The organism is Methylomonas sp. MED-D, from assembly GCF_050276835.1.
Classification (GTDB): Bacteria; Pseudomonadota; Gammaproteobacteria; order Methylococcales; family Methylomonadaceae; genus Methylomonas; species Methylomonas koyamae_A.
Window position 1 is genome coordinate 260,492 of sequence record NZ_CP189965.1, and the last position, 12,304, is coordinate 272,795.

The 12,304-nt window shown below is 53.3% G+C and carries 11 protein-coding genes; 5 read left to right on the forward strand and 6 right to left on the reverse strand.

Translation table 11 applies throughout. The features are described 5' to 3' along the window. Window positions 1-15: 15 nt before the first annotated feature. Complete coding sequence (gene metH / locus ACQE3E_RS01155; protein WP_427501154.1) at window positions 16-3,690, reverse strand: methionine synthase; 3,675 nt, start codon at window positions 3,688-3,690, stop codon at window positions 16-18. Between the two features lie 80 nt (window positions 3,691-3,770). Here metH and ACQE3E_RS01160 point away from each other — a divergent pair, with 80 nt between their 5' ends. Then, on the forward strand, window positions 3,771-3,959 hold the full coding sequence (locus ACQE3E_RS01160) for a DUF2970 domain-containing protein (protein ID WP_064026314.1): 189 nt from the start codon (window positions 3,771-3,773) through the stop codon (window positions 3,957-3,959). Window positions 3,960-4,019: 60 nt separating this feature from the next. On the opposite strand, the gene ACQE3E_RS01165 is transcribed toward ACQE3E_RS01160, so the two are convergent. Continuing rightward, entirely contained in the window at window positions 4,020-4,439 is a 420-nt protein-coding gene (locus ACQE3E_RS01165) for a hypothetical protein (protein ID WP_064026312.1), read from the reverse strand. A 209-nt stretch (window positions 4,440-4,648) separates the two neighbouring features. Here ACQE3E_RS01165 and ACQE3E_RS01170 point away from each other — a divergent pair, with 209 nt between their 5' ends. From ACQE3E_RS01170 to ACQE3E_RS01180, 3 genes are all read left to right on the forward strand, one after another. Next, the gene (locus tag ACQE3E_RS01170; protein ID WP_255189959.1) at window positions 4,649-4,777 is read left to right on the forward strand and encodes a hypothetical protein; all 129 of its coding nucleotides are present in this window, start codon (window positions 4,649-4,651) and stop codon (window positions 4,775-4,777) included. 142 nt (window positions 4,778-4,919) lie between these two features. Next, window positions 4,920-6,824 carry a DCC1-like thiol-disulfide oxidoreductase family protein gene (locus ACQE3E_RS01175; protein WP_313729305.1) on the forward strand — a complete coding sequence of 635 codons (1,905 nt, stop codon included), beginning with the start codon at window positions 4,920-4,922 and terminating at the stop codon, window positions 6,822-6,824. Between the two features lie 105 nt (window positions 6,825-6,929). Continuing rightward, a complete protein-coding gene (locus ACQE3E_RS01180) occupies window positions 6,930-7,067 on the forward strand; it encodes a hypothetical protein (protein ID WP_168030184.1) in 138 nt (45 codons plus the stop codon). 378 nt (window positions 7,068-7,445) lie between these two features. On the opposite strand, the gene ACQE3E_RS01185 is transcribed toward ACQE3E_RS01180, so the two are convergent. Genes ACQE3E_RS01185 through glyQ form a run of 4 tightly spaced genes read right to left on the reverse strand, consistent with a single transcriptional unit; the run spans window position 7,446 to window position 11,689 of the window. Then, complete coding sequence (locus tag ACQE3E_RS01185) at window positions 7,446-8,156, reverse strand: lysophospholipid acyltransferase family protein (protein ID WP_313729304.1); 711 nt, start codon at window positions 8,154-8,156, stop codon at window positions 7,446-7,448. 13 nt (window positions 8,157-8,169) lie between these two features. Next, on the reverse strand, window positions 8,170-8,712 hold the full coding sequence (gene gmhB / locus ACQE3E_RS01190; protein ID WP_313729303.1) for a D-glycero-beta-D-manno-heptose 1,7-bisphosphate 7-phosphatase: 543 nt from the start codon (window positions 8,710-8,712) through the stop codon (window positions 8,170-8,172). Continuing rightward, window positions 8,709-10,775 carry a glycine--tRNA ligase subunit beta gene (gene glyS / locus ACQE3E_RS01195; protein WP_409521105.1) on the reverse strand — a complete coding sequence of 689 codons (2,067 nt, stop codon included), beginning with the start codon at window positions 10,773-10,775 and terminating at the stop codon, window positions 8,709-8,711. Before glyS ends, gmhB begins: the two co-directional genes overlap by 4 nt. Further along, window positions 10,775-11,689, reverse strand: a complete 915-nt coding sequence (gene glyQ, locus ACQE3E_RS01200; protein WP_064026492.1) for a glycine--tRNA ligase subunit alpha — start codon at window positions 11,687-11,689, stop codon at window positions 10,775-10,777. The genes glyS and glyQ overlap by 1 nt, the downstream gene beginning before the upstream one ends. A gap of 144 nt (window positions 11,690-11,833) precedes the next feature. Between glyQ and ACQE3E_RS01205 the strand changes: the two genes are divergently transcribed. After that, complete coding sequence (locus ACQE3E_RS01205) at window positions 11,834-12,280, forward strand: GNAT family N-acetyltransferase (protein WP_313729301.1); 447 nt, start codon at window positions 11,834-11,836, stop codon at window positions 12,278-12,280. Window positions 12,281-12,304 lie beyond the last annotated feature (24 nt).

Here is a 12,304-nt window from a genome sequence, read left to right on the forward strand (position 1 = left end):
CTAACTCAGCCAAGCTTAGTGGTTTAAATGTGCCGCCAGCCAACGTTCGGCCACTTCAACGTTGATGCCTTTGCGCCGCGCATAATCTTCCAGTTGGTCGCGATCGATTTTGCCGACATTGAAATACTGCGACTGCGGATGCGAGAAATACCAACCGCTGACCGCCGCGGTTGGGTACATCGCGAAGTTTTCGGTCAGTGCTATCGTGGTATTTTCGGTGACGTTCAGCAATTCGAACAATTTGGCCTTTTCGGTGTGATCGGGGCAAGCCGGATAGCCGGGCGCCGGACGGATGCCCTGATAGGCTTCTTCGATCAGGGCATGGTTGTCGTACTTTTCATCTTCGGCATACCCCCAGTAATCGCGGCGTACGGTTTGATGCATGTATTCCGCAAAGGCTTCGGCCAAACGGTCGGCCAAGGCTTTCAGCATGATGGAGCTGTAGTCGTCGTGATCTTTTTCGAATTCAGCCAACTTAGTTTCGATGCCGATACCTGAGGTAACCGCAAAGCCGCCCAGATAATCGGCAATGCCGCTGCCGACCGGCGCGATGAAATCGGACAAACAGTAATTGGGCCGACCCGGCGCCTTGACATTTTGCTGCCGCAAATGATGCAACACTTCCCGTTGCTCTTTACGGCTGTCGTCGGTATACAGCACGATGTCGTCACCGTCGCTATTGGCGGGAAAGAAACCGATCACGGCTTTGGCGGTCAGCCATTGCTCGCTGACCAGTTGTTGCAACATTTTTTGCGCATCTTCGAATAACTTCGCGGCTTCGACGCCAACCACGTGGTCATTGAGGATGGCCGGGTAGCTGCCGGACAACTCCCAAGTCTGGAAGAATGGCGACCAGTCGATGTAGCCAACCAATGTTTCCAGCGGCAAATCAGTGACGACCTTGGTACCCAAAAATTTAGGCTTAACCGGCTGGTGGTCGGCGTAATCGAATCGATTTTTCCGTGCACCCGCCAAATCGTGCTGTGGATTCTTGGCTTGCCGGCCTTTATGGCGTTCGCGCACCAAGGCATATTCTTCGCGGGTTTTTTCGACGAAGTCGGCTCGCAAGTCTTCGCTTAACAGCGCACTAACGACGCCGACACCGCGCGAAGCATCGGTGACATAAACGGTCGGCGCGGCTTGGTAATTGGGTTCGATTTTGACAGCCGTGTGGGCGCGCGACGTGGTGGCGCCGCCTATCATCAAGGGGATTGTAAAGCCCTGCCTCTGCATTTCCTTGGCGACGTGTACCATTTCATCCAACGATGGGGTAATCAAACCACTGAGACCAATTACATCGACTTTTTCGTCACGCGCGGTTTTCAAAATGGTTTCAGCGGGCACCATCACGCCCAAGTCGATAACTTCGTAGTTATTACATTGCAGAACCACGGCGACGATGTTTTTGCCAATATCGTGTACGTCACCCTTTACCGTGGCCATCAGCACCTTGCCGTTGGTTTGCCGTTCGCTGCCATCGACTTCCGCATCCATAAACGGCATCAGATAGGCTACGGCTTTTTTCATGACCCGCGCCGATTTGACCACTTGCGGTAGGAACATCTTACCCTCGCCGAACAAGTCGCCGACGACGTTCATGCCGTCCATCAACGGCCCTTCGATGACATGCAGCGGTTTTTCGGCTTCTAGCCTTGCTGCTTCGGTATCTTCTTCGATGTAATCGGCGATACCTTTGACCAACGCGTGTTCCAAACGCTTGCTGACTGGCCATTCGCGCCATTCCAGGGTTTCTACCTTAGCTGCCTGGCCACTGCCGCGATATTTTTCGGCAATTTCAAGTAGTTTTTCAGTGCCTTCAGGCGTGCGATTCAGGATAACGTCTTCGACGGCGTTACGCAGTTCTTCCGGAATATCGGCGTAAATAGCCAACTGTCCGGCGTTGACGATACCCATGTCCATACCGGCGTGGACAGCGTGATAGAGGAACACCGCGTGTATCGCTTCCCGCACCGGGTTGTTACCGCGAAAGGAAAACGACACGTTAGAAACGCCGCCGGAAACCAAAGCATGCGGCAGAGTTTGTTTGATGATGCGGGTAGCTTCGATAAAGTCCACACCATAGTTGTTGTGCTCTTCGATGCCAGTGGCGACTGCGAAGATATTCGGGTCGAAGATGATGTCTTCTGGCGGGAAGCCGATTTGTTCAGTCAAAATCTTATACGCGCGGCTACAGATTTCCACCTTGCGCGCCATCGTATCGGCTTGGCCTTGTTCGTCAAACGCCATCACAATCACGGCGGCCCCGTAACGGCGCACCAGTTTGGCATGCTTGATAAATGCTTCCTCGCCTTCCTTGATGGAAATCGAGTTGACAATGCCTTTACCCTGAATACATTTCAGACCTGCTTCCAGAATCTCCCATTTTGAGGAATCCAGCATGATCGGTACTTTAGCGATGTCCGGCTCGGCAGCTAGCAAGTTCAAAAACCGCACCATCGCGGCTTTCGAATCCAGCATACCCTCGTCCATGTTGATGTCGATAATTTGCGCGCCGTTTTCGACTTGCTGTTTAGCAACTTCCAAGGCTTCCTCGTAGCGTTCTTCAATGATCATTTTTTTGAAGATTGCCGAACCGGTAACGTTGGTACGCTCGCCGACGTTAACGAATAAAGTTTCCGGCCCGATGCTCATCGCTTCCAGCCCGGCCAGGTGGCAGCGCTTTTCCAACTCGGGAATCTTACGCGGCGGATATTTTTCTAACGCGGCGACGATGGCGCGAATGGTGTCCGGCGAGGTACCGCAGCAGCCGCCTATGATGTTTAAATAACCGCTGGCGGCCCAGTCGGCCAATTCAGCGGCCATCATTTCCGGCGTTTCGTCGTATTCGCCGAATTCGTTAGGCAAGCCGGCATTAGGGTGCGCCGAAACGTAAGTGTCAGCTATGTTAGACAACTCTTCGATGTATTGACGAAGCTCCTGAGCACCCAAAGCACAGTTGAAGCCAATCGAGACCGGTTGCACGTGCTTCAGCGAATACCAAAACGCCGCCGCAGTCTGACCGGACAAGGTGCGACCCGAGGCGTCTGTGATGGTGCCGGAAATCATCACCGGCAATTTGTAACCAATTTTGTCGAAAGTCTGTTCGACCGCAAAAATCGCGGCCTTGGCATTCAGCGTGTCGAATACGGTCTCGATCAGGATGATGTCGGCACCGCCATCGATCAGACCTTCAGTCGCTTCGCTGTAGGCAGAGACCAGATCGTCGAAGGTAGTATTGCGGAAGCCGGGATCGTTGACGTCGGGCGACATCGACGACGTGCGGTTGGTCGGGCCCAATACACCGGCGACGAAGCGAGGCTTGTCCGGGGTGAGCGCGCTGGCCTCCAAGGCGGCTTGCTTGGCAACCCGCGCGGATGCGACGTTGATCTCGTAAGCCAGGTCTTCCATCCGGTAATCGGCCATCGCGATTCGGGTGGAATTGAAGGTATTGGTTTCCAGTATATCGGTGCCGGCGTCCAAATACGCCTTATGTATCGCCTTGATGATGTCGGGCTGGGTGATCGACAGTAAATCGTTGTTGCCCTTCAGGTCGACCGGCCAATCGGCAAAACGCGCGCCACGATAATCCTTTTCGCTCAGCTTGTAGCTCTGTATCATGGTGCCCATTGCACCGTCCAGAAACAGTATCCGTTGTGACAAGAGCTCGTGTAATGGTTGTGTTCTGTTCATCGATCCGAAGAATAAGAGTGGTTACCGACTCGGAGTGGGCGATGCCATCAAGGAATCCGTTTTAAACACCGAGGGGAAAAATGTCGAAACCCAGCATGTTACATGTTATCAAAAGCGTGCTCGCCGCCGGAATCGGCGTACAAAGCAACAAGAACCGGGAAATTGATTTCAAGCACGGTTCGCTACCGGCTTATATCATCGTGGGACTAATTGCGACGGTACTGTTTGTTTTCGCCATCGTGACGGTGGTCTCGCTAGTCACGGGATGATCAGTACCGGTGGGACGGCGCGTAAGCCCAAATTCAGGCTTTAGGGCTTACGCGCGGCGATTAATTGCTGGAGGTTTTAAAGCTGTCTTTAATGCTAATGAGCATTTCCTTGATACCGCTAAACAGGTTGGCCGGTGTCGGCGCTTCCTTCAAAATGACTAGCGTGCGGATGGCGGCCACGGCTAGAACGCCGGCAACCGACGGGAATAATTCGCACAAGCTGTTGACGAAGAAGCCGCCGGGGTTTTCCTGGGTTCTTCTGTCGCTGACGCTAGCTAAATCGCGATCGTAGCTGTCGCCTATATCCTTGCCGCCCAATGCGTCGATGATTTCAATGCAAAAGATCTGGGCAACGAATTCGACCGCGAAAAACACCACCACGCATGCGGCTACCCACATGAGCACATTGCTCTTTTTGGCTTTCATCATGGTCTGGTAGACCCAGATCGCCGTTAAAACCATTACTATGCCGCCTATCATGATTTCTCCCCTATGACTATTGTTATTGTTATGAAATTAACACGCGCCCATACTACTCATATTCTCTCTGGATGGCAATTGCACCGCGATCTTTAACAATCACCCACCAATTGCTTGACTTTGCAAGCAGCTAAAGTAACATATGATGCTCGACCGCCAACGAACTGGCACATTTTATAACAATTAACTTATTTAGGTAGGAGGCACCCATGGGAGCGATCTTAGACTTAACAGAAATGCTGAAAGAACCTTCAGGCATGATCGGCGCGGTAGTGATTATCGCTGCCGGATATTTTTTCGTAAAATGGGTGTTTGCCGAACCTAAAGACGAAGAATAAGACAGTTCGGTTACGAACAAGCTTTTCTGGAAAAGGCGGCTACGGATTGATCCGTAGCCGCCTTTTTTTTGCCAAAAATTCGGGAGGAAGGTTGCAATACCTTATAATTCCTGATCTTTTTCTTTCGCCGTTTCGATCAAACATGTATAGAGCCCTTGTTTCCAAATTCGCAACGCTTTACTCAAAGCGAGTTCCAGCCACGGGCGTGGGGCTGTTTCGCATGTTGTTCGGTCTGGTCACGCTTCAGGAAGTGTGCTTTCTGATCTATTTCAATCATTTGATCTTCGACCCCATCCCGTTTCTCGATGTCGAATTTCCGATGATCGTATTCGCCCTGTGGCTCTGGGCCGTTGTCGCGCTGTGTTTGGCGGTGGGCTACCGCTGTCAAGCCGCCAGCGTCGCCAACTATCTGTTATGGCTGATTTTCGTCAACTTCACGCCGATGCAGCGTGATTTCGACGGCGGCTTCGATTTGTTCATGATAGGCGGCAATTTTTTCTTGATGTTTATGCCGATGGATAGGGCGTTTGCTATTGATGCGCTCCTCCGTAAATTGCGGGCGCCGTTTGCTATTTACGACCGCACACGAGTGGAGCAAGTGTCAGCGTTAGTCTATATTCTGCCGGTTTCGATCTGTCTAGGTCTGCTCTATTTTGATTCCGCCATCCATAAAATGTTTGCCGAGCACTGGCGGAACGGGTTGGGTGCCTGGTTGCCTTCCTCAATGCCGTATTATATTTCGGCCGTCGATCTGGCTTGGTTGCTGAATATCGAAAGCCTGCAAAAATTTATAGGCTACACCATCATCGTCTTCCAATTCAGCTTCCCGTTTTTTTACTTTTTAAGACGATTGCGGCCGCTGTACTTTTTGATCGGCGTCGCGCTGCATCTGGGCATCAGCTTGTCGTTCAATATTTATCCGTTCGGTATGGGTATGTTGATTTTCTATGTCTTAGTCATGCCGTTTTCCTGGTATCGGCGCATCGGTACTTGGCTGAGAGGCAAGACCAAGCTGACGGTGTTCTACGACCGGCAATGCCCTCTGTGCAATCGCACGGTGTTGACGCTCGCTCATTTCGACGTTTTACGCCGTGTCGAATTCAAGCCGGCCCAAGTGCATGCAATCGAATATCCCGCGTTGGCCGAATTGGACGAACAGCAATTGCTAACCGATCTCTACGCGGTGGATAGCGAGGGGCGTGTGTATGCCGGCGTCGATACCTATGCGCAAATCCTGATCGCAATGGCCTATCCTGCCCCAATCGGTTGGCTGATGAATCTCCCGCTATTGCACGGTTGGTTATATCGACGCTATCGTGCGATCGCCGACAGTCGTGCCCGTCTGGTCTGCGACGTGAGCTGCGTTACAGAGACGGCGCCGGACGTAGCGTTTTCCTGGTATGAGCGAGTCTTCGAGCCGGAGCATGCGACGCCGGCGCGTAGCCGAATTCACAAGATTGCCAAAGTCGTAGTGGTGCTGTTGTTTTTTCAGTTCAACAGCAGCATCCATTACGGTTTGCTATATCGCTTGCATGTCGACACCCGGCAAACGATGCTGGCCGGCATGTTGACCGACGCGAGCAACGGGATTTTAATGCTCTCGCATACCTTTCTAGGCATTACTCCTCACGCGCTTTACTTGCACGACCACTTCGAAGGCTACGATCGCATTCTCGGCATCACTTATCTGAACGCCGATGGCGAAGAGTTCTGGTTACCGTTTGTGAATCGGCAAGGACGCTTACTGGCGCCCAATTGGGGGCGGGTGCATTCGATGTGGGCTAACATCGCCGTGACCCCGAATATCGACGAAGTCAGGCTCAAGAAATTCATCATGAAGGTCACCGCTTTTTGGGGAAAAAAGTCCGGACTGGATTTGGAAAACACCCAATTCATCATCAAAATGAAGCGAACCCGTGCACCGTCTTCTTGGGAAAAAGATCTAAGAAATAATAACTTATCTGGAGATTGGGAGGCGATAGGTTCGGCGGCCTGGTCCGGTAAGGAAATCAAGATTAGCCTGCCAAAAGACATCGATTCGCTATGAATATAAGGGGTGTTGCAAGCCGAGAATGATCATGCTATAAAATCCTGGTGCTCGAGATTTGTGCACGAGAACTATAAAAACCTACATTTTTATTCGGAGGATGTTATGAAAAAAGTTTTGTCTCTTCTTGCGATGGCGATGATGATTGTTAGCTTGAGCGGCTGCATGGACGACCCGGACCAAGGTAATCCAAAACCAAAAAACTACGGTACTCCTGCCCAACAAGGTTCAGGCGTCAACTGATCGTAGTTAGGGATTTAGCAAAATCCTTTTATAAGGCCCGCTTTATGCGGGCCTTATTTGTTCTGAAACCGTTCTCTAAAGATATTTTGTTTGCGAAAATCGGCTTTAGTCTGTATAAGTTTCGCCGTGCTTAATTCTTTTTTGATTTCGTACACGAAAAAATATAAAAAACATTCATTTGGAGGATATTGTGAAAAAAGTACTGTCTTTGTTGGCGATCACCCTGATGCTGGTTGGCCTGAGTGGTTGCATGGACGATCCGGACGCATCCAAACAAAAAGTTTCAAGCTCTACTTCCGTACAGCTCTAAAGCTTAACGGCAAGGCCCGCTGTCGGCGGGCCTTGTTTATGGTTTTTTCCTAATATCCTCTTCAAAAATCAAGCGCTCTCGGCGGAAATCTCCGTCATGGCATTCCCAATCCATTCTTCCGCAGCGGCGTTAATCTCTTTAGCGGTTTTGCCGGTGACTTCGATAGTCGGCCCTATCTTGACTTTAATTACGCCGGGATATTTCAAAAAACTGTTGCGCGGCCAAAATTCGCCGGCATTGTGAGCCAGCGGTATTACCGGAAAACCGGATTTTTGCGCCAACATCGCGCCTCCGGCGTTGAATTTTTTGGAGTCGCCTGGCGCGACACGAGTGCCTTCCGGAAACACCAACACAAACAGACCTTCCTTGAGGCGCGCAGTGCCTTGTTCCAACAACATTTTCAGTGCCTCTTTTTGCGCGCTTCGATCGATCGCAATTGGTTTTAGCGTTGCCAAGCCCCAGCCGCCGAACGGGATGCGTAATAACGACTCTTTCAAGACAGCGGTTTGCGGCGAGATAAACTGACGTAGCGCGATAGTCTCCCAGGCCGATTGATGCTTGCTCAGGATCACCGCCGCGCGATCCTTGGGAACGTTTTCCAATCCCTCCACCTGGCAACTCAAACCGCAACAAAGCTTAAGCATAAACATCAGGTAGTTTATCCAGATATCGGCGATTCGATACCGCAGCTCGAAAGACAACGGTATTGCCGCCAGTATCAGTACGCCGACAATCGGGGTGGAAAACAGAATGTAAATAAAGAATAGGGTGGAGCCCAAATAGACTCGGAAATCAGCTTTGCGTGACGATGAAGTTGGCTGCGTCATAAAGAGTGTCGAAGATAGGACAGTAAAGTTCTGGATGATCTTGCATGGTTTTCAGGCCCTTGCCGGTCTTGACCAGGATAGGCTTGGCGCCGGCCGTTTCGGCGGCTTGCAGGTCGCGGAACGAGTCGCCGACCGCGTAGATTTTGCTCAAGTCGGCGCGGTAGTCGGCGGCGAAGCGGCGAAATAGCCCGTCCTTGGGTTTACGGCAATCGCAGGCATCGTCGGGCCCGTGCGGGCAGAAATAGATTGTTTCGATCTTGCCGCCCGCGTCGATTACCAACTGTTTCATCTTGGCGTGTATCGCCTCCAGCGTTGCGAGATCGAACAGGCCGCGCGCCACGCCGGATTGATTGCTGATCACCACGACTTTAAAACCATGGTGGCTCAATAAGGCGATGGCATCCAGGCTACCGGGTAGTGGTTGCCATTCTCCCGGCGACTTGACGAAGGTATCCGAGTCGACGTTGATGGTGCCGTCTCGATCCAGGATGACATAACGGTCCGTCACGCTTGCAGCTTGGAAATGTCGGCGATCCGCAAGAACTGGTTGGACAATTTGGCCAGCAAGGCTAGGCGACTGTTGCGCAATGCTATGTCGTCGGTGTTGACCATGACGTGATCGAAAAACGCGTCGACCGTATCGCGTAGCTGCGCCAAGCGGCTCAGCGCCAGCGGATAATTGCGCTCGGCCAGCAGTGGCAGAATCGCGGTTTCCGATTCCTCGGCGGCAACCAGTAGATTTTTTTCCTGTGCTTCGGCCAGATTACCGATGGTTTCCGAAACCGGCTGTTCGGACTTCTTCAAGATATTGATGATGCGTTTATTGGCGGCGGCCAGACTTTCGGCTTCCGGCAAGGCGCGGAAGGACTGCACCGCTTTAATCCGCAACCAGAAATCGAACGGACGGGTCGGGTTAACCGCGAATACCGCTTCGAATTCGTCGTTGCTGAAACCTTGATCCAAGCAATAGCCTTTCAGACGATCGAAGATGAAGCCAGTCACCTTGTTTCGGGTTTCGGCCTTGTCGAATGTATGACTGAATTGCGCCAGCGCGGCATCCAGCAATTCGACGACATCCAAATCCAGGCCGTTTTCGATCAAGGTCCGCAAAATGCCCAAGGTGGCGCGGCGCAGGGCATAAGGGTCTTTGTCGCCGGTTGGTATCAGTCCGGCGCTGAAAATGCCGGCCAGGGTGTCGATTTTTTCCGCCACGGACAGCGCCACGCTGATAGCCGCCTTGGGAATCTCGCCACCGGATTGTTTCGGGAAATATTGTTCTTCCTGGGCGTTAGCGACCGCTAAGTCCTCGCCGTCCGCCGCCGCGTAATAACGGCCCATCGTGCCTTGCAGGTTGGTAAATTCGCTCACCATATTGGTCAGCAAATCGGTTTTCGCCAGCAAGGCCGCGCGTTTCGCCAACGCGACATCGGCGCCGAGTTTTTCGGCGATCAAGCCGGCCAGATGGGCGATGCGCTCGGTCTTGTCGAGCAAGGTGCCCAAGTCTTTTTGAAAGACGATGGTTTTCAGGCTGTCGACGCGATCGGCCAGGGATTGCTTGCGGTCTTGTTTCCAGAAGAATTCGGCATCGACCAAGCGCGGCAACACCACGCGTTCATTGCCGGCGCGTATCGCCGCCGGATTGGAGCTTTCGATGTTGGCAAAGGTGATGAAGTGCGCCAGCAAGCCGCCGTTTTCATTCTTGACTGGGAAGTACTTCTGGTTGGACTGCATAGTCGTGATCAATACTTCCTGCGGCAATTCCAGGAAGCGGGCATCGAAATTGCCGACTACCGGCACCGGCCACTCGTTCAAGGCCGCGACCTCTTCCAGCAAATCGGCCTCGATATGCGCGATGCCGCCCAGTTCGGTCGCCGCCCGCTGGGCGCCGGTTTCGATTTGCCGCATGCGCTGTTCGAAATCGACCGTCACTTTCGCCGCCAACAGTTTGTCCACGTATTCATTGGGATGGCTTAGCTCGATCGGCGCTGGTGCATGCATGCGGTGGCCGAAGCTATGACGACCGGTCTTCAAGCCCAGGATCTCAGCCTCGATAATGTCGTCGCCGAATAGCAGCACCGCATTGTGCACCGGTCGCACGAACTCGTGGTCGTAATTGCCCCAGTGCATGCGCTTGGCGATCGGCAGTTGCGCCAGGCTTTTGCGGATGATGTCGGGGATAAGCTGGGAGGTCGCTTGACCTTTGACAGCCTGTTTGAAAATCAGCCAGGAACCTTTATCGGTTTCCAGTTTTTCCAGTTGCTCGAAGCCGGCGCCGCAACTGGACGCAAAGCCCAGTGCCGCCTTACTTGGTGCGCCATCCGGACCGTAGGCCGCTTGCAAGGCTGGGCCGCGCTTTTCGACCACCTTATCCGCCTGCTGGCTGTCCAGGTTACGGATGATCACGGCCAAACGGCGTGGTGTCGCGTAGGCCTTGGCCTCGCTAAATTTCAAGCCGGCGTCATTCAAGCCGGCGACCATGCCGTCCAGCAAAGACTGGCTGAGTTTCTTCAAGGATTTTGGAGGCAGTTCTTCGCCACCCAGCTCGAATAACAAATCATTGGTGCTCATGATTACGCTCCCTGTCTGGCCAGAATCGGGAAACCCAGCGCTTCGCGGCGGGCATAGTAGGCTTCGGCGACCGACTTGGCCAGATTGCGCACGCGCAAGATGTAACGTTGGCGTTCGGTGACCGAGATGGCGTGGCGCGCATCGAGCAAGTTAAATGAGTGTGAGGCTTTCAAGACCATTTCGTAGGCGGGCAGGGGCAGGTTTTGTTCGAGCAGTTTTTGGCATTCCGCTTCGAAGGTATCAAAGCATTGGAACAGAAAATCGACGTTGGCGTGTTCGAAGTTGAACGCCGACATTTCCACTTCGTTTTGGTGGAATACGTCGCCGTAAGTCACTACGCCTTGCGGGCCGCGGGTCCAGACCAGATCGAACACCGATTCCACGCCTTGCAGATACATGGCAATACGTTCCAGGCCATAGGTGATCTCGCCGCTGACCGGCTTGCATTCCAGGCCGCCGACTTGTTGGAAATAGGTAAACTGCGTGACTTCCATGCCATTTAGCCAGACCTCCCAACCCAGCCCCCAGGCGCCCAGGGTCGGCGACTCCCAGTTATCCTCGACGAAGCGGATGTCGTGCTCCAGCAAATCCAGGCCTAGATGGCGCAGAGAACCCAGATACAATTCCTGGATGTTGTCCGGCGACGGCTTCATGATGACCTGGAACTGATAGTAATGTTGCAGGCGGTTGGGGTTTTCGCCGTAGCGGCCGTCGGTGGGGCGGCGCGAAGGTTGGACGTAAGCCGCGTTCCAAGGCTCCGGGCCTATGGCGCGTAAAAATGTCGCGGGATGGAAGGTACCGGCGCCGACCTCCTGATCCAGGGGTTGTAATAACACGCAACCCTGCTCCGACCAGTATTGTTGCAAGGTCAGAATCAGGCCTTGAAAAGTAGAGACATCAGTGTTGGTCGTCGTCACGTCGCAAGCCATTTTAAGGGATTAAAAAATACTGCGATTATACTCCAAAAGCCCCCTCGAACGCGGCGGATGGCAACCGACCAGCGCTGATGGTTACTCGGAAAATTCGGTTACACTGGCCGATTCGAATTAGGAGACGACACTATGCGGATCGATTTGGCCTGTGCGGCCGACATCGCGGTCCTAAGCGATTTGTTGACTGAGCTCTTCGATCAAGAAGCCGAATTTTGCCCGGATTCGACGGCGCAACAGCGAGGGTTGGCGGCCATCATAGGTGATCCGACGATCGGCGAAATCCTGGTGGCGCGGGAAGACGGCCGGCCTGTCGGCATGGTCAGCTTGCTATACACGGTGTCCACGGCGCTCGGCGGGCGCGTGGCATGGCTGGAAGATATGGTGGTGACCGCGAATCGGCGCGGGTCGGGGATAGGCCAAGGATTGCTGAAAGCGGCCATCGCACACGCCAAATCCGGCGGTTGCCGCCGGATTACCTTGTTAACCGACGCGGAGAATGCGGCGGCGCAAGACTTTTATCGGCGGGAAGGTTTTAACGCTTCGCCAATGCGGCCTTACCGCTTGTCGTTGGAGTGACGCAGCCGAATGCGTTTGACGTCA

Excerpts from the sequence above, each read along its gene's own strand:
- ACQE3E_RS01170 (WP_255189959.1), top strand. The coding sequence starts at position 4,649 with ATGGGAGCGATCTTAGACTTAACAGAAATGCTGAAAGAACCTTCAGGC.
- ACQE3E_RS01180 (WP_168030184.1), top strand. The coding sequence starts at position 6,930 with ATGAAAAAAGTTTTGTCTCTTCTTGCGATGGCGATGATGATTGTTAGC.
- metH (WP_427501154.1), bottom strand. The coding sequence starts at position 3,690 with ATGAACAGAACACAACCATTACACGAGCTCTTGTCACAACGGATACTG.
- ACQE3E_RS01160 (WP_064026314.1), top strand. The coding sequence starts at position 3,771 with ATGTCGAAACCCAGCATGTTACATGTTATCAAAAGCGTGCTCGCCGCC.
- ACQE3E_RS01205 (WP_313729301.1), top strand. The coding sequence starts at position 11,834 with ATGCGGATCGATTTGGCCTGTGCGGCCGACATCGCGGTCCTAAGCGAT.
- ACQE3E_RS01175 (WP_313729305.1), top strand. The coding sequence starts at position 4,920 with ATGTATAGAGCCCTTGTTTCCAAATTCGCAACGCTTTACTCAAAGCGA.
- ACQE3E_RS01165 (WP_064026312.1), bottom strand. The coding sequence starts at position 4,439 with ATGATAGGCGGCATAGTAATGGTTTTAACGGCGATCTGGGTCTACCAG.